Raw genomic sequence first — 24,694 nt, 5'->3', positions numbered from 1 at the left:
ATTAACTTTAAACCAGTACGGCGTTGCCTCGCCTTGTCCTGATTTAAAGTTAATCCACTATAAAAACGAGGAGGTTTGAAATCACATTAAGGTGTGCTTTATTGTGTGCCTGCCTTTGAATCCGCTATAAGCAGTTCCGAACAGTAAAAAAGGTCGTCTGAAAACCTTGAATTAAGGTTTTCAGACGACCTTTCCACAGCCTAAAGTCAGGACAATGAGACTTACACAATGCCTTGCGCCAGCATCGCATCGGCGACTTTGACGAAACCGGCGATGTTCGCGCCGTTGACGTAGTTGGTTTTGCCGTTTTCAGTGCCGTATTTCAGGCAGGATTCGTGGATGCTTTGCATGATGTCGAACAAGCGTTGGTCGACTTCTTCGCGGCTCCAGGCCAGACGGACGGCGTTTTGGCTCATTTCCAAGCCTGAAGTTGCCACGCCGCCGGCGTTGGAGGCTTTGCCCGGTGCATACAGGATGCCCGCTTTGACGAACTGATCGACCGCGCCCAAAGTAGAAGGCATGTTCGCACCTTCGGCAACGACGTAGCAGCCATTTGCCAGCAAGGTTTTGGCGGCTTCTTCATCCAATTCGTTTTGGGTCGCGCAGGGCAGGGCGACTTCGGCGGCAACGCCCCACGGTTTTTGGTTTTCAAAGTATTTCAAACCTTGTTCTTTGGCATAGGTAGAAACACGTTCGCGGCGGACTTCTTTCAGCTCGATAAGCGCGGCGAGTTGGTCTTCGGTCATGCCGCTGTCGGGGAAGAGGACGAAGCCGTTGGAGTCGGAAACGGTCAGCACTTTCGCGCCCAGTTGGATGGCTTTTTCGGCGGCGTATTGCGCGACGTTGCCGGAGCCGGAAATCAGCACGCGTTTGCCTTCAATCGAATCGCCGCGCGTTTGCAGCATGGATTGGGCGAAGTACACGGTACCGTAGCCGGTCGCTTCAGGACGGATAAGGCTGCCGCCCCATTCGAGGCCTTTGCCGGTCAGGACGGAGGCAAATTCGTTGCGGATTTTTTTGTATTGACCGAACAGGAAGCCGATTTCGCGGCCGCCTACGCCGATGTCGCCCGCAGGTACGTCGGTGTTCGGACCGATGTGGCGGTAGAGTTCGTTCATAAAGGCTTGGCAGAAACGCATCACTTCAGCGTCGGATTTGCCTTTTGGATCGAAGTCGGAGCCGCCTTTGCCGCCACCCATAGGCAGGGTGGTCAGGGCGTTTTTGAACACTTGCTCGAAGGCGAGGAATTTCAATACGCCCAAATCGACGGTCGGGTGGAAACGCAAGCCGCCTTTGTAAGGGCCGATGGCGGAGCTCATTTGAATACGGTAGCCGCGGTTGACTTGGACTTGTCCTTTGTCGTCCACCCAAGTGACGCGGAACATAATGACGCGCTCAGGTTCGACGATGCGTTCAAGCAGATTTTGCTGGGTGTATTTCGGATTTTTTGCCAAAAACGGCCCCAAGCTCATGAATACTTCTTCGACCGCTTGGTGAAACGGCTCTTGATTGGGGTTGCGTTGTTTTAGATTGGCAAACAAGGCATTCAGGTCAGTCATTTGGTGCTCCTTGAGAATAAGATTTGAAAGAGATAATGAATTTATGGAAAGAAATATAAACCTAATTTTTTTGCCTGCCAAGCGGTTTTGATGAAAATTGTTGACATTATTTTTTTGAGAATTTTATTATTTGGTATATGTTGCCAGTAAAATATAAAAATAATTTTTAAAATTCCATTATTTTTGTATAAATTGAATTTATATTCTAAGTAGTTAAACTAGAAATTCAGAGTGAGGCGGCGTAAAAATTTAATCTGGCGCAAATTTTCATGTAAATATGACCAATATTGTCAACAATAACGCTGATTTTTTGCTTGAAAAAGAAGCTAAGAAAGAAAATAACATGTTGAAAAAATGAATCTTGTTTTAGGTGGAAGGGCGTGTTTGTGGAGCGCTCAATAGCGGTTAACGCAAAGGTCGTCTGAAACCGGATTTGCCGTTTTCAGACGACCTTAGATTTTCATTAAAAGCCATGTATTCGCGCATCCGGATGCTATACAATACGCCCCAAAGCATTTCCAACAACACGCACTCTTAAAAGGATCACGATGAAAGCCTATCACGACTTAATGCGCCACGTTCTCGAAAACGGCACCGACAAATCCGACCGTACCGGTACAGGCACGCGCTCGGTGTTCGGCTATCAAATGCGCTTCGATTTGAGTCAAGGCTTTCCGCTGCTGACCACCAAAAAGCTGCACTTGCGCTCGATTATTCACGAGCTGCTTTGGTTTCTCAAAGGCGATACCAACATCAAATACTTGAAAGAGAACAATGTTTCCATTTGGGACGAATGGGCGGACGAAAACGGCGACTTGGGACCTGTGTACGGTTACCAATGGCGCAGTTGGCCTGCACCCGATGGCCGCCATATTGACCAAATTGCCAACGTGGTGGAACAAATCAAGAAAAATCCCGATTCCCGCCGCCTGATTGTCTCGGCATGGAATCCCGCGCTGGTGGATGAAATGGCATTGCCGCCATGCCATGCGCTGTTTCAGTTTTACGTTGCCAACGGCAAATTGTCCTGCCAGCTTTACCAACGCAGCGCGGACATTTTCCTCGGCGTACCGTTCAACATTGCCAGCTACGCACTGTTGACCATGATGATTGCCCAAGTTTGCGGGTTGGAAGCAGGCGAATTTATCCACACCTTCGGCGATGCGCATCTGTACAGCAACCATTTCGAACAGGCAAAACTGCAATTGAGCCGCGACTTCCGCGCGCTGCCGGTGATGAAAATCAATCCCGAAGTCAAAGACTTGTTTGCATTCAAATTTGAAGATTTCGAGTTGGAAGGTTACGACCCGCATCCGCACATTAAGGCTGCCGTAGCGGTGTAGGGCAGGGAATAGATATAGTGGATTAACTTTAAACCAGTACGGCGTTGCCTCGCCTTGCCGTACTATCTGTACTGTCTGCGGCTTCGTCGCCTTGTCCTGATTTAAAGTTAATCCACTATAAAAGGTCGTCTGAAACTTTTCAGACGACCTTTTTGTTGGTTTGGTTTACACCTCGATTTTATTGGGAGTGAAGGTTTCCCATTTGTTGCAGGCAGGGCAGTGCCAGAAGAAGACTTGGGATTTGAAGTGGCAGTTGCGGCAGCGGTACATGACGCTGCGTTGGAGTTGGCGGCCGATGACGGAGCGCATCATGTCGGCATCGGCTTTCCATGCAGGATTCATGTCGCTGATTTTCAAACCGAGCAGGCGGTATACGCCGTTGAGGTCGGGTTTTTGACGCACGAGTTCGACGGCGAGTTGGGCGGCTTCGCTTTCACCTTTGAGCAGCAGGGCTTTTTCGTAGATGACGTTGATAAGGTCTAAATCGGGGAAGGTCTGCATATAGCCGATAAGCCTGTTCAGCCCTTCTTCCTGTTTGCCTTGGGCGGCGTAGGCTTCGTAGAGTTTTTCGCCGACCATGCTCAGGTAGGCATGGTTTTGCTGCTCGATGGCGCCGTATGCCTCGACAGCGGCGGGGAAATTGCTCTGTTTGGTTTCGATGTCGCCCAAAATCATGTTGGCACGGGCGCATTTTTTGTTGGCGTCCAAGGCTTTTTGGACGTTGTAACGGGCGGCGTCAAGGTTGGATTTGAACAGCGCGGTTTGGGCAAGTTCGCAATAAAACTGTGCAATTTCAAATTGGTAGGTTTGCTCGTCGTGGCTGAGGAGTTGCGCGGTTTCGATGGCTTTTTCCCAGTCGCGGTCTTGCTGGTAGATGCTGAGCAGATGCTGACGGGCTTCGCGCGCCATGTTGCCTTCCTGCAAGCCGATGAAGATTTGTTCGGCACGGTCAACCAAGCCTGCGCTTTGGTAGTTTTGTGCGAGTTCAAACAACACCCGCGCGCGTTTTTCGTTGACGGTATCGGGCGAGTCGAGCAGGGCTTGGTGCATATTGATGGCTTTGTCGTTTTCGCCGCGCTGACGGTAGAGTTTGCCCAAGGTCAGGTTGAGGTCGTAAGACTGCGGCTGCTGGTCGATGACTTCCGCCAACTCGCGGGCGGCACGTCCGCTGTTGCGGTCAACCAATGCGTCCAGACTTTTGTAAAAGCCGGCAGGCACGCTTTTCGCCTGTTTCAACACGGTTTTCATGTCGATACGGGCGGCAAACCAGCCCATGGCGAAAAAGACGGGCAAAAGGGTAATGGGCAGGAGGATGACCCACAATTCGTTGTCCATGTGATTCCTTTTTTAAGGCTTGGGCGTTTGTACGGGTTGTTTGGCAGGGGCAGTCGTTTGCGGTGCGGGTTGCTGTGATACAGGGGCGGCAAGGTCTTTTTCGCTCAAATGCGCGTGTTTTTTAACTTCGGCACGCAGGCGGTTGTTTTCGCTGCGCAGCGCCAAAAGTCTGCCGAACAGGGCAAACATGCCGAACACGATACCGATGACAAACGCGCCGAAGAGGACGACAATCAGCGGTAAATCGGCTTTCTGACCGGGCAGGTAGTGGAAGGCGACGCTGTCGGTATTGATGACGGCGAGCAGTAAAAACAATAATAAAATGATGACTTTGATAATGGTATAAATCAGTTTCATGGATGTCTCCGGCGGTATGCCTGTCGGAAAGTTTTGAAAAGGTCGTCTGAAAATTCAGTAGGGCGGTCGATAGGGATTCCGTTTCCGAACCCGTTTGCCGCAGATGCGGCTTAGTTTAAACGATTTGGATTGTTTCGGATAGGATGTGCGGCAGTTTTCAGACGACCTTAGGCTTCATTATATATATGTAGTAAACGGTAGGCATGATTGCTGACAATTCGTATGTGTATCGGAATGGATGGTTTTCCGTATTTCGTTATCAGGCAAGGGCTTGGGCGAAAGCTGTTTGCGAAACAAGTATTCGGACTTGTCAAAACCATCCGTACAGGCGTATCTTTCAACTTTTAATATCTAAACAGAACCAAACAGAATAAGAAAGGCAATCACCATGAGCAGACCCGTACCCGCCGTGTTCGGCAGCGTCTTCCACGCCCAAATGCCCGTTATCGCCCACAAGGACGGCAAATGGCAGCCGACCGAATGGCAAACTTCCTCAGACCTCACCCTCGCGCCCGGCGCGCACGCCCTGCATTACGGCAGCGAATGCTTTGAAGGCTTAAAAGCCTTCCGTCAGGCAAACGGCAAAATCGTCTTGTTCCGCCCGACGGCAAACATCGCCCGTATGCAGCAAAGCGCAGACATTTTGCACCTGCCGCGCCCCGAAACCGAAGCCTATCTGAATGCCCTGATCGAATTGGTCAAACGCGCCGCCGACGAAATTCCCGATGCGCCTGCCGCGCTGTATCTGCGCCCGACGCTCATCGGTACCGACCCCGTTATCGGCAAAGCCGGTTCGCCGTCCGAAACTGCGCTACTCTATATCCTCGCGTCTCCGGTCGGCGACTATTTCAAAGCCGGTTCGCCCGTGAAAATTTTGGTTGAAACCGAGCACATCCGCTGCGCACCGCACATGGGTCGCGTCAAATGCGGCGGCAACTACGCCTCCGCCATGCCTTGGGTACTGAAGGCAAAAGCCGAACATGGTGCAAATCAAGTCCTGTTCTGCCCGAACGGCGACGTACAGGAAACCGGCGCGTCCAACTTTATCCTGATTAAAGGCAACGAAATCATCACCAAACCGTTGACCGACGAATTCCTCCACGGCGTTACCCGCGATTCTGTGCTGACCCTCGCCAAAGACTTGGGCTACACCGTCAGCGAACGCAATTTCACCGTGGACGAACTCAAAGCCGCAGTCGAAGAGGGCGCGGAAGCGATTCTGACCGGTACCGCCGCCGTCATCTCGCCCGTAACCTCTTTTGTCATCGACGGCAAAGAAATCGAAGTGAAGAGCCAAGAACGCGGCTACGCTTTGCGCAAAGCCTTGACCGACATCCAATACGGTTTGGCGGAAGACAAACATGGCTGGTTGGTTGAAGTGTGCTGATTTGATTTCGTATTAATAGAACAGATCCAAAGGTCGTCTGAAAGAAAATTTCTTTTCAGACGACCTTTTTATTTTGTAAACAGATTTTGTCGTGCCATTTGTAAAAAAATATCCCGATGTTTGGTGTGTTGTTGTGAAAAACAGTCACTATTTGAACTAAAAAATAAAAAAATTTTTCTATTTTTCAAATAATTAAAAAATTTTAATATTTGCTAAGTTATGAAAATGTAATTATACCAATTCAATATGCTAAAATCATTTCATTACTCGTTTGGTATATTTAGTTGCTGAAAAATGTCGAAAAAGGGACTTAAATCGACATTGCAGTGAACTAAATAGATACTCTAGAACTCTGATAGACTTAGGTTTTCGTTTTTTAATGTAAAGCAGTGTTTAATATATTAATGTGACATTACAAGATGACTGTTCCAAAGAGAGAGCTTTGGAATGACTTTTACAAGATCATGAAAAGTCGTCTGAATGTTATAGGGATATTTAAGTGCGGTTTTATGTTTAAAAGGCGGAAGGATTAAAAAAAGAGCGTCAGGTTTTGAGGTTTTAGAATGAGTAATAATCGTTACAGCTATTTAAATGACGATGGAAATGATTTCAAATCATTCAAACGACATATAAAGATCGCTGAAAAAGGGTAGGAAAGCATTGCTTTCGTTGCCTCAGACGCAAGTCTGCGGCTTTTAAACTAGGGAAAATATATTATGTCAACTAAAACCACGTACTCTTTCTTCAATCTCGGACAAACAAGAGTTCACACTAAAAGTCAAACTTCTCAATCTAATCATGCAGTAGCCGCAAGCCAAGATCATGCCGGCCATGCTCCTTCTGCATTGAACAAATTGATTTACGACCATTCTTTTGGCGGTCTGAATCTGGCAGCAGCCCTCCCTAAACAATTGAGGGGGCAGGATAAAATTTTTGGTCTGCAACATACGCCCTCTACCGATACTGCCGCAGTCAATACTTCAAAAAATACCAAACCGGCGCTGGTTGCCGACCGCAGTAAATTAACCAGCAAAGAAATGGCCATTATGTCTCAGGTTCTCCGTGCTGATGTCGTTGCACGCAAACAGGCAGAAGCCCAAGCAGCCAAAGAGCAGGTCATGGCAAAATATCAAGCTGCCAGACAGGCCGCTGTTGCCGCCGCCGCTGCAAGACATGCAGAAGCTATGGAAAAAGCAAAAGCTGCTGCTGCAGTACGTCAAGCCGAAGCCTTGGAAAAAGCCAAAGCAGCATCGGCTGCAAGACAGGCTGAAGCGTTAGAAAAATCAAAAGCCGCACATGCAGCCAAACAAGCGGAAATTGCCGCTAAAACCAAAGCAATCCTGGCTGAAAAACAGGCTGCCGAGAAAGCGCAACATACTGAAAATGATGTTGCACACCATCATCAAACCAACGGTAAAGCGGCGCATTCAGCACCAGCGGTAACGGTTGCCCACAAACATGAAGACAATCAGGCCGGTGACAATAAAGAAACGGCTCGACACAATACTTCAAAATCCAATGAAGCCCATACTGCTAGACAGGCCGAACATCAAGCCAATCATCAAGATGAAGTAAAAGAAGGGGAGGTTTCCAACTACACCGTTCATCAATCGAAAGAATTTGGCAGATACATCGACGTCAATGATTTTGGCGCAGATCCGACCGGGAAAAAAGACAGCTTGGCAGCCATCAAAGCGGCATTGACTGCGGCACACAAAGAAAAAGCCATGCTGTTCATGGACGGTACTTACTATATTTCCGACCAAATTGTCATCAATGGCAATAATTCGGGTGTCAAAGGTATTTTTGGTTCGGGCATGGGCAAAACGCTGATCACCTTTGATAAAGCGCAGGTCGGTGTGTTCAACCCCAATACCAATCACGATGATATTCGCGCATTTGCCGGTATTTTGGTGGATGGACAAAGCCATAAAACGATTGCGAATCTTTCTGTTAAATATACCAATCCGGACTTTTACCGGAAGGGCTTGAGCTACTTCGGTAAGGTCAGCGGTATTTTGGTCAACGATGCCGACCATACTTTAATCAGCAAAGTCGAGGTATCCGGAGTCAACCGTGCCGGTGTGATGTTTACATCGACTGATGCATTGGTTCGGGAAGCAGGTAAAAGCCAAACTTACAAAGCACGCGTCCAAAGCGGTGAGATCAACGAACAATATGACCATCTGCCTTTGGGTGAGAACAACCGTATTGTCGACTCCTATCTGCACCACAACCGTGTTGCCGGCGCGATGGTCGGATATCAAAAGAACTTTGTCGGCGAAGGCAATAGATTGGAGTGGAACGGCCACGAAGCTGATGGCGGTACAGGTTATGGCATGACTGCGATGGCAGGCAGCTACAACTACGGCATTACTTTCCGCAACAATACGACCGACCATAACTACCGTAAAGGTTTGGATGTACATGATGGTACCGGTATCGTTATCGAAAACAACGTCTTAAACGGCGACCGTCTGTATGGTATCGCTGCCTACAACCGCCAATTTTCCATGGATAACGTGAAAATTAAAGACAACGTTATTACGCAAGACCCGAATTTCCGTCTTTATATGGATGATGATTTAGGCAAGCATTACCACATGTATTCCGGCATCCAAGTGCAAACCAATACCCAATTGCGCGATTTGCATACGGCGGATAAAGGTTATTACGACATCAGCGGCAATACCATTAAAAATTTGGCAGTGTATCAAAACCACATCCAAACTTATGGCATCGAATTCCGTAACCATGAAAACAAAATGGATTACACGCTGAATATTACCGACAACAAAATCGACGGTGAGTCCACCAAATACCTGATGGCAGTGATTAACAACACATACGATCATGTCAGCAAACACGACGGTATCGGTACGGGCACCATCAATATCAGCGACAATACTGCCAATATCGGAAAAATTGCACCGGGAGCCGTGCCGTTCTATTTTGAAGAACACCGCTCGGATGTCCCTCTGCATGGTTCGATAACGTTAAACAACAACAATATTACCGTTCGCGAAGAGTCGGCCGGTTATCGTGAATTCGCCTATATGCGTACCAATGCCAAAGAGTACAACGTGACCAACAATACGTTGTCCCTCCACGGCAAACTGAACGATGCCATTGTGGATGTCAACAGTACCGGTGACGGCGTAGGAAAAGCCACGTTGAATGTTGCCAACAATACCCTGCATACCGACATCAAAGGCAAACTGTATGCGACTTGGTTGAAACATGAGGCAGATATCGATACCTTTGCCGGCAGCAATACCCATAATGGCGACCAATTGAAAGATGTGAATACAACCGGTAAGGACATCGCGCTTTCTGATGTATTGGGTCATGTGCATAACAAAGTTGAAGCAATCCACGATACTGTTTATGCCAATCACCCGAAATATCCAACCATGATTGATGATCAGACTTACCATAACGGCATTTTGTAATGGTGTTTAAAAGGTCGTCTGAAACGGTAAATTGCCGTTTCAGACGACCTTTCGGCGTTTTTAGAAACCGAACAATACAATGATGTTGTCACATTAAATTATTTGTGTTAAAAGTCATTTACATTCCCATTGGATTGTTTTTTTAAGGAACAGTAAATGAAAAAGACGTTTTGTCTAGTATTGGCGGCGGCATTTGGTTTGAGCGCATGCAGCAGCCTTGAAAACAAATCTGCCCATGAAATGATGGCAATTTCCCTTGATCGCGTCTATACGGATGATTACAGCTATAACATTGATAGCGAAGTGAAGTTTCATACTTCTACTGCCGAAGCAGGTGTGGCGCCGGAAAGCGAGAAGAAAGCCCGTTTGGAAGAAACAAAGAAGGATCAAGCCGAACTTGACAAACAAGTCAAAGAATTGAACGAAGACGGAATCGAACTTTCGGAAGAAGATCAGACCAAGCTGAAAGAAGCCTTGCTGGACACCGACAATGATAAATGGTTCACTGAGATGCTCGACAAATGGCAGGAATATCCGGTTGCCGGACGTTATTTGGAAGGCGTGCGTTTGAAATCGCATATAGCTATTGACCTACCTGCCAAAAAAGCCGAATGGATTCCCGCTATTACAGTTAACCATCGCAATGAGCAATTGAATATCCAATCTCCCATGCTGATTGATGGTGAAAATCTCAGCCTGACTATTGATCAGCCTTTGCTCAACTCGATGATTATGAGCTTCTTTACGAGCGAAGAGATCCGTAAGCGTTTGGCTGAAGAGCAACCCATCAGCATCCAGCTTAAAGATGAAGAGATGGTAAAAGGTATTCCTTTGCGCCATGCAACAAAGGCGGCATTTAAAGCCTTTATTGAAGCCAGCAAAGCTGCTCCTGCTGAAGCATACCGCCTTGAAAATATGGATGAATTCGGTAAGCAAAACAAAGCAAAATATCGCATCCATTACACCCATAAAGACGAATATGACCCGCTCTTTATCAATGCTTTCGCTAAAGAATTCAAAAAAGAATTTGATGCTCTGAAGAAAAAACCGGAGGAAGGCTCTACGGCTGAAGGCTACGAGAAAGTTGAAAAATTCTTTGGCGAGTTTATAGATAGTACAAAAGAGAAAGGCCTCTCAATGCACTCCGGCTTTGAAAAGATGGTCGGCATGCCTCTCTATTATGACTACTATCTGAATGGAAAAGGCAGATTGTTGGCAACGCGTATTTATACGCAGGTCAACAGCAAAAGCAACACTCAGGCGTTGAACATCGTTATGGAAAGTATTTACCACAATTACGGCAAACCCGTATTCAAGTTTAAGCCTGCAAGCGAAAAAGTCATCGACATAAAAGAGTTGACAGTACCTATCATATCTAGATTATTGTTGCCATCGGGTTATGACCCAGAGGCAGAAACTGATTCCGAAGAAAATACTGAAGAACATTCAGCAACTGAAGAATAATCATCTGCCGACAGGCCGCCGAGATTTTCGAGCGGCCTGCTTATTGCAAATTTGACAGTGTTTACCTACGATGAGCCCTTGGTGCATTTCGTCTGAGTTTTTCAGACGACCTTTTTAAGGAAAACTATGTTTGGAAACTTTGATTTCAGTTATGTGCTGCTTGCTATCCCACCGGTGATGCTTTCCTTGGTCATGCGTGAGATTGCACGCGGTTATGTTGCATATCGCTGTGGCGACCCCACCGCATTACAATTCGGACGGTTGACATTAAATCCGATGGCGCATATCGATTTGATAGGAACAATCATCGTACCTGCGTTGAGCCTGGCGTTAACACCGTTTGTTTACGGCTGGGTACGCCCCATACCGATCAATGCCCGCAATTTTAAGAATGTACGCAGCGCGCGGAGATGGATTGCCGTTGCCGGTCCGGTAACCAATCTGATTCTGGTGTATTTCTGGGCGATGCTCTCGTTTTTAGGTGGCGCTGTCCCAGAGGCGTATGTTGACCCATTAATGATCATGACCCAGTTTGGTATGACAATTAATATAGTTTTGATCGTCATTAACCTGCTTCCGATTTTGCCGCTCGATGGTGGCGTCATTCTTGACTCTTTCCTCAATGCAAAATGGTCTATGAAGTTTCGTCAAATCGAACCTTATGGAACATGGATTGTTTTGGCTTTGCTTCTTACGGGCGCGTTGTCGGGTTTGATTAACTTATTTTCTCTGATGATAGGGAGTTCAGTCTCTATCTTTACCGCATTGATTTTGGCAGGTATAGCCGACTTAGTAAAATAGCAAGGTAAATGGAAAACAAAGGTCGTCTGAACTTTTGAACTGGCCCCCAAATCTTGGACACTCATAAAAGCCTTTTCAGGCGCTCTGTGTAAGCTGGGTTCTGTATGCGACAGGACTCAGCTTTTTCAATTTCAAACTGCAACGCTCCCGGTTGTAGTAATCCATATAGTCATCTATCTGCTTCATCAATTCGTCCACCGTCAATTCACCTGCGTTATAGAAACACTCCGTCTTCAACACCGCAAAGAAGCTTTCCATCGGCGCATTGTCCCAGCAGTTCGCCTTTCGCGACATGCTTTGAACCATGGAATGCTCCGCAAGCAATTCCCTATACCCCGCCGTACGGTACAGCACACCTTGGTCGGAATGCAGCATCGTTCCCTTATCAGTCAGACGGGGTGCAGCTTTTTCGAGCATTTCCTTCACCATTTCGCTGTTAGCATTGCGGCTCATGGCGTAGGCGACGATCTCGCGGTTGAACAGGTCCAATATCGGCGAGAGGTACAGTTTGCCGTCGCTCCCTTTGAGTTCGGTCACGTCGGTCAGCCATTTTTCGTTGGGTTTTTCGGCTTTGAACCGGCGTTTGAGGAGGTGTTCCGATATTTCGCCCATGGCGGGATGGCGGTAGGCTTTTTTCGCCCGTATTTTGGCTTTCAGCCCCATCTGTTTCATCAACCGCGCTGCTTTTTTGCGGTTCCAACCCAATGCTGCGGCAATGCGCCTTTGCCCGTAGCGTCCTTTATGCCGCCGGTAGGTTTCGACGAGGAGGGCTTTGTCGGCTTCATCGGGGTCGGGTCGGTCTTGATGGTGGTAGTAAAAGCTGCTTTTGGGCAGGTTTGCGATGTGCAGCAGGTATTTGAGCGGGTGTTGCGCCCTCAGTGTTTGGACGGTTTGGCTTTGTCCTTTTCGGTCCGCTTTTGGCTGAGGGCTTTTAACTCCTTTAGGTAGGCAACCTCTGCACGCATATAGCACAACTCTTCAATAAGCTCTGCCTGTGTTTTTTCTTGGTCGGGTTTATCTGCGATGAAGGGGTTTTTGCGGTGGTCGGTCATGGTTTTGGATTGGGGATGTTCGAGTGCGCCGATGCCGCCTTCTTGATAGGCGCGTATCCATCGTCTCAGGTGGGTTCGGGAAATGCCGTAGTGGTCTGCGGTACGCTGTTGGCTGCGTATATGCAGGTAGTGAAGTACGGCTTGGTATTTGAAGTGTAATGTATATTTGCTCATAAAAAAACTGCACCTTGTGAGTTGGAGGGGGGATGTCCAACTTTTGGGGTGCAGTTCACTTTTTCAGACGACCTTTTTTCCTATCCGTCAAAGTAAATCCCATTGGAAACCCTGCTTAAAAATTGTACAATGGCAGCCCTTTCCATACGGCGGTTTGACCATGCGCATCGGCGGCTACATTATCGACAATCCCATTGCACTCGCCCCGATGGCGGGCATTACGGACAAACCGTTCCGCCGACTTTGCCGAGATTTTGGCGCGGGTTGGGCGGTGTGCGAAATGCTGACCAGCGACCCGACGCTTAGAAATACCAAAAAGACCCTGCGCCGCAGCGATTTTGCCGATGAAGGCGGTATCGTTGCCGTCCAGATTGCCGGCAGCGATCCGCAGCAGATGGCGGATGCCGCGCGTTACAACGTCAGCCTCGGGGCGCAGGTTATCGACATCAACATGGGCTGTCCCGCCAAAAAAGTCTGCAACGTTCAAGCCGGCAGCGCGCTGATGCAGAACGAACCGCTGGTTGCCGCCATTCTCGAAGCCGTCGTCCGCGCGGTGGACGTTCCCGTGACCCTCAAAACCCGTTTGGGCTGGCATGACGACCACAAAAACCTGCCCGCCATCGCCCGCATCGCCGAAGATTGCGGCATTTCCGCCCTTGCCGTCCATGGACGCACACGCACGCAAATGTACAAAGGCAAAGCAACTTACGACCTGATTGCCGAAACCAAAGGTCATCTGAAAATCCCCGTCTGGGTCAACGGCGACATCACTTCGCCGCAAAAAGCCGCCTCCGTCCTCAAACAAACCGCCGCCGACGGCATCATGATAGGGCGCGGCGCACAAGGCAGACCGTGGCTCTTCCGCGATTTGAAACATTACGCCGAACACGGCGTTTTGCCGCCTGCCTTGAGCTTGGCAGAATGCAACGCCACCATTTTGAACCACATCCGCGCCATGCACGCGTTTTATGGCGAAGTCGCCGGTGTACGCATTGCCCGCAAACACATAGGCTGGTACATCAACGAAATGCCCGACGGCGAGCAGATACGCAGGGACATCAACCGCTTGGACAGCGCCGCGGCACAATACGACACCCTTGCTGCCTATCTTGAGACGCTTTCAGAAAAAACTGACCGCTGGGTGTGTGAGTATCGTGGAGGTAAGGCGTTTCAGACGACCTTTTTATCTTGGGAGAAGTAAATATGAAATTAACGCCGCGTTTACAAAGCTTGGGTATTGCTGCGCTGTTGATGACAGGATACGGTTTTTATGCTTATGACTATAATTTGATAGCCTGTAAATTAATGGATCGCTCTTGGAATGACGACAAGGGCAGGTGCATTAATCCCAATTGTCGTCAACATGATGCGTGTATGCTGAGTGCAGGGGAGGATAAAGCAACATGCGAAACCATCCGCCCTGGCGACAGCTTGGATAAAGCTTGGTATGTGCTGGGTAAGCCTTGGCATGAGGAAAACGGGCGGTTCTTTTGGAGTAATAAATATGGAGATCATGTAGCAGAAATCGAACCTGACGGAGAAAAGGTTGGCAAGATTACCTGCTTGGGGGAGTAGGTTGCGTGGACTGTAATCCGGCATGGTGAAGGCTTGATGGTTAATCTTCATTCATTTTTAAAGGCTGATGTGCCTTTCTACAACCTCCTCTTTAATACAAAAGGCTTCAGTATGACTTTTGGGCATGGCTTTTGGATTATCACCGGCGTATATTTTTTGGCGTGCATGTCGCCCGGTCCCGATTTTGTACTCGTTTCGCAGCAGGTGTTGAGCCGGGGGCGGGCTGCCGGAATGTTGACCGCGCTGGGCATTGCGTTGGGATTCGGTATCCACATTATTTATTCCGTACTCGGCTTGGTCACGCTGGTGGCTCAGTCCACCCCCGCTTCTGACCGCGGTCAAAATCGTCGGCCGCCTGTATCTGCTGTATATCGGCTATAAAGGTTTGCGCGCGAAAGCTGCGGGCGGGACGGTCGAAATCCGTAAGGACCATATGGCGGATAAACCGACACGGAAAACGATATGGCGCGGGGTGTTGTGCAATGTGCTGAACCCGAAGGCGGTCGTGTATATGCTGTCGCTGTTTACCGTCGTATTGTCGCCGGATACGCCGATGTGGCAGATGGGGGTTTATGGCGTATGGATGGCGCTGATGCTGTTCGTTTGGTTCAGCCTTGTCGCGCTGATGTTGTCCGCCCCTGCCGTGAGCAAACGTTTTCAGCGTTTCGGCCATTGGATAGACCGATTTTGCGGCGGGGCGTTGGCTTTGCTGGGGATTAAGGTTATCAGCGGGTAGCTTGGGTTGTCGGGCCAACAGGATGATTTTTATCCGGGAATGGCGGCAATATCAGGTCGTCTGAAAACACAGTTTCATCGAAATAAAAAACAATTTATCTATACAAACTCAACAAACGTCGTCTGAACCCCGTTTCAGACGACCTGTCATTTTTTAAAAATAACGAAGGAGGATATGTTATGAAACAACCCATCCCCGATATTGCGCAATGCGTTGAACAGAATTTGCAACAATATTTCAAAGACTTGAACGGTACGGAGCCTTGCGGCGTGTACGATATGGTGTTGCACCAAGTGGAAAAGCCCATGCTGATTTGCGTGATGGAACAATGCGGCGGCAATCAGTCTAAGGCGGCGGTTATTTTGGGGCTGAACCGCAATACGCTGCGTAAGAAACTGTTGCAGCACGGTTTGCTGTAAATATCGGTCTTGTTGCAAAGGGAGAAAACTGATGAAGCAGGAACTTCGCCATGACGGCGGTACACGGGGAAAAACGCTGAACGTCCATTTCGTCTTGCACGAGGATTTTGAAGTGCCGGGCGCGTATTGGAATTGGGCGCGGTCGCGCGGGCATCGTACGGCGTTGACTAAGGTTTATGAGTCGGAAGCGTTGCCCGAAAACGCGGACGGTATCGATTTCCTGATTGTCATGGGCGGACCGCAGTCGCCCGATGAAGACAGGCAGGCTTTTCCGTATTACGACCCTGAAGCCGAGCTGCGCCTGATACGTCAGGCGGTAGCGGCGGACAAGTACATTGTCGGCGTGTGCTTGGGCGCACAGCTTTTATCCGTCGCCTACGGCGCACGGCACGGGCGCAGCCCGCACCGCGAAATCGGCGTGTATCCGGTCGAGTTGACGCAGGAAGGTTTGAACGACCAGCATACTGCCTTGTTGGGTGCGTCTTTCCTTGCGGGGCATTGGCACGGGGATATGCCCGGACTGACGGATGGGGCGGCAGTATTGGCGGCGAGTAAAGGTTGTCCGCGCCAGATTGTCCGCTTCTCACCCAAGCATTATGCGTTTCAGGCGCATTTGGAATTTGACCGCGCCGCCGTCGGCCTCTTGATTGCCGCCGACGGGCGTGAAAACTTGGCGGCGCAAAGCAGGACGCAGGCTTATGTGCAGCATCCCGATGAAATCGAGCGTTTCGATTTTACGCAGATGAACGCGAAACTCTTTGCCTTTTTGGATTCGCTGACCGAATCGAGGCAGGGTGGGGTGTGATGTCCCGCCTTTCATCAGTGCATCCTTTTATCCGACTACTTGAGCCATGATTTACCAAATACTCTCCTTATTGATTTGGGGCAGCTCGTTTATCGCCGCCAAATATACTTACGAGATGCTTGATGCCGCGCTGATGGTCGAGGCGCGGCTGTTGATTGCTGCGTTGATGGTGCTGCCTTCCTGTTACCGTCATTTCGGCAAGATTCCGCGCCGCGAGTGGAAGCCCTTGTTGTGGATTGCCTTTATCAATTACGTCGTGGTTTTGCTGCTTCAGTTTATCGGTTTGAAATACACGTCCGCCGCCAGCGCGATTACCATGGTCGGGCTTGAACCCTTGCTGGTGGTGTTTGTCGGGCATTTCTTTTTCAACGACAAAGCGAAAATTTACCACTGGATTTGCGGTGCGGCGGCGTTTGTCGGGATCGGGATGATGGTGTTGGGCGGCGCTGAAGAGGGCGGCGCGGTCGATTGGTTCGGCTGTTTGCTGATTTTGCTTGCCGGAATCGGTTTTGCCGGTGTGATGCGCCCGAGCCGAGAGATGATTGCCCGCATTGGCGCGCCTGCATTTACTTCTGCTTCCATGGCGGCGGCGGCGGTGTTGTGTCTGCCGTTTTCGCTGGTGTTGGCTGAAAGTTATGAAGTCCGCTGGTCGTGGGGCGGCGTGTTGTCGGTTTTGTATTTGGGAGTGGGATGCAGTTGGCTTGCCTATCTTTTATGGAATAAGGGCATGAACAAAGTCCCTGCCAATGTCTCCGGACTCTTGATTTCGCTCGAACCTGTTATCGGCGTCATCATGGCGGTATTGATTCTGGGCGAACATTTATCCGCCGTGTCAGCTTCGGGCGTGTTCATCGTCATCGCCGCGACGTTTGTCGCAGGATGGCTGTCGAACAGGGGAAAGAATACGTAAGGGGTTGTCTGAAAACGTGTAAATCGGGTTTTTAGACGACCTGAGAAGGTACGCGAGTATCTTGTTTTGATGTGGTTTTAAAAATATCAGGAAATTTTTGATGAAATATATGATTGCCCTGCTGCTTGCCGCCAGCCCCGTTTTGGTATCGGCTGCGCACAATAACGACAAAGCTGCCGTCCAAGCAGTGATCGCCCAGTATTACAACCGACCGCTTGCAGCACACAACTGCCAGCTTACCGAGCCGCCGAAAGACAGTGAGACAACATCTGACAATATTATGTATTGCATGAAACCCGTTGCCGACCATGCCGTTACCCGCAACGGTACGCCCACGCGCTATGTGTTGTACACGGGTTTTGCCTACGATATGAAGCGCAAAGTCAAACAGGACGCGCATGCTTCTTCGGGTCTGGCGGAATTGTTTGTTTTGGAAAAAACAGACGGAAAGTGGGCAATCAAACAACATGGAAGCGATGAAATCGGCGCATGGGGGGATGTGCCGGAGAATAAGGATTGGCGGTTTGTCCAGATGGGTGAGCAAAACTGGGGCTACACTGTCGAATCAGGCTATACGGGTCAAGGCGAAACGACAACTGGAAGAAACTTTCTGTTTACCGATAATAGCAACCGTATCCGTCGCAGCTTCATTGTGAATGGTAAAGATAATGACGCATATTATGGCAATTGCGATGAATTGAAAGGGCGGGAAAAACGTAATTGTGAAGACCGCTATACCAGCATCGATGCAAAAATTGCTTTTGACAAAAGCCGCCCTTCAGCCTCAGGCGTGTGGGCATTAAGCGCAACGGTGAAGGGGGAGGATGGTAAAAAACGTTATAAAAATCAGAAATATGTGATTCCTTATGACGGTAAAACACATGTTGCACCGAAAAGCTATCCGCTCAATATTAACCATTGAGGCTGTTTGATGTTCATCGAAAACGCTTAAAACCGCGCATTCCGTATCGAAAACGGAATCCTTGTGAAAGACTGATTGAAAACGGCAAGGAAATGGGGTTTCAAGCAGTAAAGGTCGTCTGAAAACGGGTCAACCCGGTTTTCAGACGACCTTTTTTATCGAAAAAATTGTCAACAATTTTTCCAGAAAACAGCTGCTAAAACTTCGAAACTGGGGGATAATACCGCCCCTGAAAGTGTTTGTTTCCAGTTATAAATCTCTGTTTAAAAGGAATCCTCATGCCTTCCATCAAACGCGCCCTGATCAGCCTGTCCGACAAAAACGGCGCAGTCGAATTTGCCCAAACCCTGCACAAACTCGGTGTCGAAATTCTCTCCACCGGCGGCACGGCGAAGCTGCTTGCCGATGCGGGCGTTCCCGTGATTGAAGTCGCCGACTACACCGGTTTTCCCGAAATGCTCGACGGCCGCGTGAAAACGCTGCATCCGAAAATCCACGGCGGTATTTTGGGTCGGCGCGATTTGGGCGAACACGTCGCTAAGATGGAAGAGCACGGCATCGGCAACATCGACCTCGTATGCGTCAATCTTTACCCCTTCGCCGCCACCATCGCCAAGCCCGGCTGCACGCTGGAAGACGCGATTGAAAACATCGACATCGGCGGCCCGACCATGGTGCGCTCCGCCGCGAAAAACTGGAAACACGTCGCCATTGTTACCGACACCGCCGACTTCCCCGCCATCGCCGCCGAAATGGAAGCCAACGGCGGCGCATTGAGCGACAAAACCCGCTTCAACCTGTCGCGCAAAGCATTCAGCCACACCGCCCAATACGACGGCATGATTTCCAACTACCTCACCTCGCTTTCAGACGACGTATTGAGCGGCACGCCCCAAATCGGCGAGTTCCCCAGCCAGTTCAACCAAAGCTGGATTAAAGTGCAAGACATGCGCTACGGCGAAAACCCGCACCAACACGCCGCGTTCTACCGCGATGTGTATCCCGCCGCAGGCAGCCTCGCCGCATACCAACAGCTCCAAGGCAAAGAATTGTCGTACAACAACATCGCCGATGCCGATGCCGCTTGGGAAGCCGTCAAATCCTTCGACGCGCCCGCCTGCGTGATTGTGAAGCACGCCAACCCGTGCGGCGTCGCTGTTGCAGCCGATACATTGACCGCCTACCAACTCGCCTACGCCACCGACACTACCAGCGCGTTCGGCGGCATCATCGCCTTCAACCGCGAAGTAGACGGCGCAACCGTGAAACAGATTACCGACAATCAATTTATGGAAGTCCTCATGGCGCCCAAGTTCACCGCCGAAGCTCTCGAAATCGCCGCTGCCAAGAAAAACGTGCGTGTGTTGGAAGTGCCGCTTGAGGCAGGTGCGAACCGCTTCGAACTCAAACGCGTCGGCGGCGGACTGTTGGTACAAACGCCCGACATCCACCGCATCAGCCGCGCCGATTTGAAAGTCGTCTCCAAACGCCAGCCGACCGAGCAGGAATGGAACGATTTGCTGTTCGTTTGGAACGTCGCAAAATACGTCAAATCCAACGCCATCGTGTTCGGCAAAGGCGGTCAAACCTACGGCATCGGCGCAGGCCAAATGAGCCGCGTGGACAGCACCCGCATCGCCGCCCGCAAAGCGCAGGACGCAGGTTTGGACTTAAACGGCGCATGCGCCGCCTCTGACGCTTTCTTCCCCTTCCGCGACGGCGTGGACGTGATTGCCGAGCAGGGCATCAAAGCCATCATCCACCCCGCAGGCTCGATGCGCGATCAGGAAGTTTTCGACGCAGCGGACGAACACGGCATTGCGATGGTAGTAACGGGTGTTCGCCATTTTAGGCATTGATTCAAGTTTGATTGAAGCAAAGGTCGTCTGAAAATCTTTGACCATTTTCAGACGACCTGTTTTTGTATCTTTATATTAGGAACACTACATGAGCGAAGAAATTTTTTATCCTGCTACACCTGAACAAAAAGCAGATTTGTGGGCGTTGTTTAAATGGTTTGAAGTCTCGGAAGAAGATTTGGCTGTTTTGCAGCGGGGTGAATGGGTTTATCAGATTCAAGAAAGCCTTTGGGCTACGTTACGGAAGAGGGGATGGCCTTCAGGGGAAAATGGCGATGGTTCCGGTGCGGAGCTGGAACAGGTTAAGAATTTTTATATCCGTGTAGATGAAAATGAAGAGTCAATGGAAGACTTGGGGTATGGGGAAGAGTGGGCGGATATCTTCTGCGTCTTGCGCAGATATGGCGCAACATGGTATTCAGATTGGAAATTCGAACCGGAAGAGATGGAAGCGATCGTCCGGAATCTATTAGGTTGGGATGAATGGGAATGGGAATATCCCGAAGAGACTTATAGTGAAGAACTGTTTCCTTATGTACAAGAGGCATTGGAGAGGGATGGTTTGGTGTTGTGTGACGTACCGACCGGTGATGATGGTTACCTGTTTGCGATTTTTTGGCTGGATGATATCGAAGCAGTACAGGCAACGGCACGACGCTTGGATTTGGAAGTGGAGATTTGTTGATTTGTCCCGTTCGCGATGAGCGGGGACGATAATATTGAAGTGGAAAAGCCGCAAAGATCGATGATGTCGGTTTTATCAATTACTTCATTATGGCTCTGTTTCATAAGCAAGGGTCGTCTGAAACAGGTTTTGTACTTTTTCTGACTTGAATTTTTCTGAAATGATTCGGTTTGCAGTTAAGCGAACCGCTCAATATCCGCTATAAAACGCGCAACACGGGTAGAAACCGTGTTGCGCGTTTTATTTGTTTGGGGCTGTGGCGGTTGGTATGGCAAGGTTTTTGCACCGTTTATTTTTGCCCTTGGTGGAGAAAAATCAGCTTGTAACGCGGATATTGCCAACAATTTTTCGCTTTTTGGGGTGAAATTTCCTTTTAAACAACAGTTTTATTCAATATGTATCATATTTCACGAATGCAGAGAAACCATAAAATAAATAAGAAATTAATGAATGAAAAGAATTGTTTAAAAATGATATTTGATTAGAGTATTAGCCTTAAATACCACAAAAATTATATTTACTGCAAGTATTGTTACAAATCTTAAATTATTTACTAGCCATATAACGATTATCCTGATATTATACCGATCATCATAAATATACCGATTATCTTCAAATTAAACCATTCGTCTGGTGTCAGTGATTGAGCGGAGCAATCCTGATTCTGTTTGCAGAATAGAATTAAATAAAGAGAGCCATACCATATGACTACCGTTGCAATCGACGTCCAACCGCAATTTCGCTTTACCTGTATGGCTGCTAATGCAACCCATTTTTTGTTGCGTCCGGAAAATATGGTTAATGAACTTAACCGCCAGGCAGCGTTGGCAGATAAAAGGGTTTTAATTGAGAATGTGAACATCGATCCGGAGAGCATTTGTGCGACCGTCGTCAATCGCAACGGTGTTATGTTCGGCCGACCGTCCGGTTTTTTTAGCCAATGCGCCGGAGGTTGTCGTGGGACGCATTTGCTCCAAGGTTTGCCCTCTCCGGCAGATTACGATCATGCGCTCGAATTAAGCGGTAAACATGTTCACGGTGCTTGTTTTCATGAAGCCAATGAGGCAAACAGCACAGGACTGTTGGAATGGCTGCACGAACAAAAAGCCGATACTGTCATTATTGGCGGATTGGCCATCGAAGAAACTGTCGCCAATACGGCCAAGCAATTGTCTTGGTACAGCGATAATCTTCATATTATTGTCAATCTCGGTGCCTGCCACGGCTACGCGCCTGAAAGCACCATCGAGACTATCTATGAAATGCGGAGAATGGGTATCACTGTTGCTTCGAATGCCGAAGCCATTCCAGAGCTGATGCGTCGTTTCTCCGGCATAAACCAGGTTAAAGTGTCGTAATCTCTTGCTATTACTCCCAGCTGCAAGAGTTTCTTAGGGTCGCCTTTTGGCGGCCCGTTTTTTTATCTGCATTTTTTTATCTTTAAAAGAAGAATTCAGACGACCTGCTGTCTTTGGATGTATAGAGGGGAGGGCATGTGCTTGTTGTGGTGACAGATTTTCACGGCTCATTGTCTTGTTTTATATCCGTCTTTGATAGCAGACTCGATAGGAATGGGACATTCCATATGCGCCCACTTTCAAGCAAACGGATAGATGTCCATGAAGAAGATTTGGTTTGTTGGTTTTTATTATGGATATGTTTGCGACTGAAGATAGGTTTCTATACGCAAGTATGATGGTAGGGAAGGGGAGTATTGACTAACTGTTTGCTTCATAAAAAAAGGTCGTCTGAATATTTTTCAGACGACCTTTTGGGTTACAAGGTTCTTACCTTAGGGGGAAGAAAATAATTGCTATGGCGACAGCAATCACACCGTAAATCGCCATCGGGATGACGGTTTTCTTGATAATCGCACCTTCGGCGTTTTTCACGTCCAGTACGGTACATACGGCGATGATGTTGTTGATGCAGACCATGTTGCCCATTGCACCGCCAACGGATTGCAGAGCAAGGATGAGGGTAACGGACAGGCCGGTATCAATAGCGATTTGTTGCTGAATCGGGCCGAATGTCAGGTTGGATACAGTGTTCGAACCGGAGAAGAATGCACCGATAGCGCCAAGGTAAGGGGAAAAGTAAACCCAGTGTTCACCTGCCATCGCGGCAAACTCTTTACCGATGATTTTCACCATGGAGTCGTCGCCGCCGACCATCATCAGTTGAACCATAATCAGCGCGCCCATCAAGGCAAGCAGCGGTTTTTTGGTTTGGTTGAAAGTTGCAGCGTAGAAGGCCCAGGCGTCTTTGAATTTGGTTTTATAAAGCAGGATACAAATCCAAACGGTAAAGACAAACGGAATCCATGCAGGAACGTAAAGAGTTTGGTAAGACGCGCTAACGCCTTGTCCGAAAATGTTGCCGAAGGTAATGGTCAAAGAGTCGCTGACGGTGATTTTGCTCAAATCAAACGGCAGTTGGAAGCTGAACCATTCTTCTTTGCTGGTCAGCAGGCCTTTAATGCCGAGCTGTTTGATGCGGGTAACCACCAGCATACCGATAAGCATACCCAGAGGGGCAAGTGCTTTGGCGACTTGGGCAAAAGGTACTTTTTCGGCATTCGGGTCTTTCGGATGGTCTTTGCTCAAACCCCAACCGTGGTTGGCTGCGAATACAGATACCATCAGACCGATTGCGCCGGCAACGAGTGATGGGAATTCTTCGTTAACCATCGCCAAGGCAACATAAGGAATGGTACAAGAGAAGACGGCAATACCGATGAAGCCCAAGTTTTTACGGATTTCAGACCAAGGCACGATGAAGCTCAAGCCGATGACGGGGATGACGAAACCTGCGAAGAAGTGCATCACGCCAGTTTGTCTGCCGATAGCTAAGATGTTTTCGGGACTCAGGTTTAAGGGTGCGAAACCGAACCAAGTCGGTGTACCCACTGCGCCGAATGATACGGGTACGGAGTTCATGACCAGCGTAAAAATCGCCACTTTCAACGGATTGAAACCCAAACTCATCAGAATCGGAGCGGCAATCGCAGCAGGCGTACCGAAGCCGGATGCACCCTCAATCATAAAGGCGAACGCCCAGCCGATGATCATCAGCTGCGCCACAGGGTTCGGGCTGATGGTCGCCAGCCATTTGCGGATAATGTCGATACAGCCGGTGGTTTCCATCATGCGGTTGAACATAATCGCACCGAAAATCACGGTAATCGGCGTCAGTGTGGAAACCAGGCCGGACGCTGCGGTTGCGTTGAGCAGCATAGCGTCGTCGTTGAAATAAAACAGTTTGATGGCGTAAATCAGCGCGGCGGTAATCGGCAGCGCAATGTAGGAAGGCATACTGTTTTTCTTAACCATCAGCCAAATCAGCAGGATGATGGGAAAAATACTGAGGAATAGTGCCATGGTGAATCCTTAAATCGGCGTTGTTTATCAATTTTTATCATGATGTCGGATGCGGGAGAGATACCGAACCTTAATCTGAGAGTAATTACCAAATAAATTGGTAATACCAATTCAAAAGAATGCCGCATACTTTACGTAATACGATGTAATCGGTCAAGTGGTTTGTACGCGAACCGCACGTTGCAAAATAAGGTTTTCGGTTGAGGGGAAATTAGTTTTTTATTATCAGAATATTGCAAAACGGATAAACGGGAGAAGGAGAGAAGTGTTGGAAATGCTGCAACAGGTAAATTCAAAAAAAGGTCGTCTGAAAACAGCTTCCGCTTCGTCGGTGTAGTGGATTAAATTTAAATCAGGACAAGGCGACGAAGCCGCAGACAGTACAGATAGTACGGAACCGATTCACTTGGTGCTTCAGCACCTTAGAGAATCGTTCTCTTTGAGCTAAGGCGAGGCAACGCCGTACTGGTTTAAAGTTA

At 48.9% G+C, this 24,694-nt stretch carries 23 protein-coding genes; 17 read left to right on the top strand and 6 right to left on the bottom strand.

Features of this window, described 5'->3' with window-relative positions; genetic code table 11:
- Positions 1 to 221 precede the first annotated feature (221 nt).
- On the bottom strand, positions 222 to 1,559 hold the full coding sequence (gene gdhA, locus AAG834_RS01405) for an NADP-specific glutamate dehydrogenase (protein ID WP_003776652.1): 1,338 nt from the start codon (positions 1,557 to 1,559) through the stop codon (positions 222 to 224).
- A 548-nt stretch (positions 1,560 to 2,107) separates the two neighbouring features.
- Between gdhA and AAG834_RS01400 the strand changes: the two genes are divergently transcribed.
- The gene (locus AAG834_RS01400) at positions 2,108 to 2,902 is read left to right on the top strand and encodes a thymidylate synthase (RefSeq protein ID WP_342031031.1); all 795 of its coding nucleotides are present in this window, start codon (positions 2,108 to 2,110) and stop codon (positions 2,900 to 2,902) included.
- Between the two features lie 165 nt (positions 2,903 to 3,067).
- On the opposite strand, the gene lapB is transcribed toward AAG834_RS01400, so the two are convergent.
- Complete coding sequence (lapB, locus tag AAG834_RS01390; RefSeq protein ID WP_107842406.1) at positions 3,068 to 4,237, bottom strand: lipopolysaccharide assembly protein LapB; 1,170 nt, start codon at positions 4,235 to 4,237, stop codon at positions 3,068 to 3,070.
- Positions 4,238 to 4,249: 12 nt separating this feature from the next.
- Entirely contained in the window at positions 4,250 to 4,594 is a 345-nt protein-coding gene (locus AAG834_RS01385; protein ID WP_285046952.1) for a LapA family protein, read from the bottom strand.
- A 388-nt stretch (positions 4,595 to 4,982) separates the two neighbouring features.
- Here AAG834_RS01385 and ilvE point away from each other — a divergent pair, with 388 nt between their 5' ends.
- The 4 genes from ilvE (at position 4,983) to AAG834_RS01365 (ending at position 11,698) form a co-directional block, all read left to right on the top strand.
- Positions 4,983 to 5,981, top strand: coding sequence for a branched-chain-amino-acid transaminase (gene ilvE, locus AAG834_RS01380; RefSeq protein ID WP_342031030.1), 999 nt, complete (start codon positions 4,983 to 4,985; stop codon positions 5,979 to 5,981).
- A gap of 716 nt (positions 5,982 to 6,697) precedes the next feature.
- Positions 6,698 to 9,433, top strand: coding sequence for a right-handed parallel beta-helix repeat-containing protein (locus AAG834_RS01375; RefSeq protein ID WP_070513737.1), 2,736 nt, complete (start codon positions 6,698 to 6,700; stop codon positions 9,431 to 9,433).
- Between the two features lie 156 nt (positions 9,434 to 9,589).
- On the top strand, positions 9,590 to 10,897 hold the full coding sequence (locus AAG834_RS01370; protein ID WP_070513735.1) for an RNA polymerase subunit sigma: 1,308 nt from the start codon (positions 9,590 to 9,592) through the stop codon (positions 10,895 to 10,897).
- Positions 10,898 to 11,023: 126 nt separating this feature from the next.
- Positions 11,024 to 11,698: a site-2 protease family protein gene (locus AAG834_RS01365; RefSeq protein ID WP_342031029.1), complete on the top strand. Its 675-nt coding sequence runs from the start codon at positions 11,024 to 11,026 to the stop codon at positions 11,696 to 11,698.
- Positions 11,699 to 11,773: 75 nt separating this feature from the next.
- Here AAG834_RS01365 and AAG834_RS01360 read toward each other — a convergent pair whose 3' ends face one another.
- Positions 11,774 to 12,670, bottom strand: a complete 897-nt coding sequence (locus AAG834_RS01360) for an IS3 family transposase (protein ID WP_342031028.1) — start codon at positions 12,668 to 12,670, stop codon at positions 11,774 to 11,776.
- Entirely contained in the window at positions 12,574 to 12,924 is a 351-nt protein-coding gene (locus AAG834_RS01355) for a helix-turn-helix domain-containing protein (protein ID WP_308862247.1), read from the bottom strand. The genes AAG834_RS01360 and AAG834_RS01355 overlap by 97 nt, the downstream gene beginning before the upstream one ends.
- 160 nt (positions 12,925 to 13,084) lie before the next feature.
- Between AAG834_RS01355 and dusB the strand changes: the two genes are divergently transcribed.
- The 12 genes from dusB to AAG834_RS01295 all read left to right on the top strand — a co-directional run bounded on the left by dusB (position 13,085) and on the right by AAG834_RS01295 (position 22,193).
- Positions 13,085 to 14,125: a tRNA dihydrouridine synthase DusB gene (gene dusB, locus AAG834_RS01350; RefSeq protein WP_342031088.1), complete on the top strand. Its 1,041-nt coding sequence runs from the start codon at positions 13,085 to 13,087 to the stop codon at positions 14,123 to 14,125.
- 2 nt (positions 14,126 to 14,127) lie between these two features.
- Positions 14,128 to 14,499: a toxin gene (locus AAG834_RS01345; protein WP_342031027.1), complete on the top strand. Its 372-nt coding sequence runs from the start codon at positions 14,128 to 14,130 to the stop codon at positions 14,497 to 14,499.
- Between the two features lie 111 nt (positions 14,500 to 14,610).
- Positions 14,611 to 14,880: a LysE family translocator gene (locus tag AAG834_RS01340; RefSeq protein WP_246830419.1), complete on the top strand. Its 270-nt coding sequence runs from the start codon at positions 14,611 to 14,613 to the stop codon at positions 14,878 to 14,880.
- Positions 14,780 to 15,235, top strand: a complete 456-nt coding sequence (locus tag AAG834_RS01335) for a LysE family translocator (RefSeq protein ID WP_342031087.1) — start codon at positions 14,780 to 14,782, stop codon at positions 15,233 to 15,235. Before AAG834_RS01340 ends, AAG834_RS01335 begins: the two co-directional genes overlap by 101 nt.
- Before the next feature lie 179 nt (positions 15,236 to 15,414).
- The gene (locus tag AAG834_RS01330; RefSeq protein ID WP_070513728.1) at positions 15,415 to 15,654 is read left to right on the top strand and encodes a Fis family transcriptional regulator; all 240 of its coding nucleotides are present in this window, start codon (positions 15,415 to 15,417) and stop codon (positions 15,652 to 15,654) included.
- A 31-nt stretch (positions 15,655 to 15,685) separates the two neighbouring features.
- Positions 15,686 to 16,459 carry a glutamine amidotransferase-related protein gene (locus AAG834_RS01325; protein WP_070513725.1) on the top strand — a complete coding sequence of 258 codons (774 nt, stop codon included), beginning with the start codon at positions 15,686 to 15,688 and terminating at the stop codon, positions 16,457 to 16,459.
- A 46-nt stretch (positions 16,460 to 16,505) separates the two neighbouring features.
- Positions 16,506 to 17,369 (top strand): DMT family transporter, encoded by an 864-nt coding sequence (locus AAG834_RS01320; RefSeq protein ID WP_070513723.1) that lies wholly within the window; start codon positions 16,506 to 16,508, stop codon positions 17,367 to 17,369.
- Between the two features lie 100 nt (positions 17,370 to 17,469).
- Positions 17,470 to 18,291, top strand: a complete 822-nt coding sequence (locus AAG834_RS01315) for a hypothetical protein (RefSeq protein WP_342031026.1) — start codon at positions 17,470 to 17,472, stop codon at positions 18,289 to 18,291.
- Between the two features lie 278 nt (positions 18,292 to 18,569).
- The gene (gene purH / locus AAG834_RS01310) at positions 18,570 to 20,150 is read left to right on the top strand and encodes a bifunctional phosphoribosylaminoimidazolecarboxamide formyltransferase/IMP cyclohydrolase (protein ID WP_342031025.1); all 1,581 of its coding nucleotides are present in this window, start codon (positions 18,570 to 18,572) and stop codon (positions 20,148 to 20,150) included.
- 88 nt (positions 20,151 to 20,238) lie between these two features.
- Positions 20,239 to 20,835 carry a DUF6630 family protein gene (locus AAG834_RS01305; protein ID WP_342031024.1) on the top strand — a complete coding sequence of 199 codons (597 nt, stop codon included), beginning with the start codon at positions 20,239 to 20,241 and terminating at the stop codon, positions 20,833 to 20,835.
- A gap of 228 nt (positions 20,836 to 21,063) precedes the next feature.
- Positions 21,064 to 21,270: a hypothetical protein gene (locus tag AAG834_RS01300; RefSeq protein WP_141745738.1), complete on the top strand. Its 207-nt coding sequence runs from the start codon at positions 21,064 to 21,066 to the stop codon at positions 21,268 to 21,270.
- 269 nt (positions 21,271 to 21,539) lie between these two features.
- Positions 21,540 to 22,193 (top strand): isochorismatase family protein, encoded by a 654-nt coding sequence (locus tag AAG834_RS01295; RefSeq protein WP_342031023.1) that lies wholly within the window; start codon positions 21,540 to 21,542, stop codon positions 22,191 to 22,193.
- A 429-nt stretch (positions 22,194 to 22,622) separates the two neighbouring features.
- Here the strand turns inward: AAG834_RS01295 and AAG834_RS01290 are convergent, their stop codons facing one another.
- A complete protein-coding gene (locus tag AAG834_RS01290; protein ID WP_342031022.1) occupies positions 22,623 to 24,215 on the bottom strand; it encodes an L-lactate permease in 1,593 nt (530 codons plus the stop codon).
- Between the last annotated feature and the right edge of the window lie 479 nt (positions 24,216 to 24,694).

It is taken from the genome of Neisseria sp. Marseille-Q2251, from assembly GCF_940793045.1.
In the GTDB taxonomy this organism is placed as follows: domain Bacteria; phylum Pseudomonadota; class Gammaproteobacteria; order Burkholderiales; family Neisseriaceae; genus Neisseria.
Note: the sequence above shows the minus strand (reverse complement) of the source record. Positions and strands in the feature narration are given on the sequence as shown.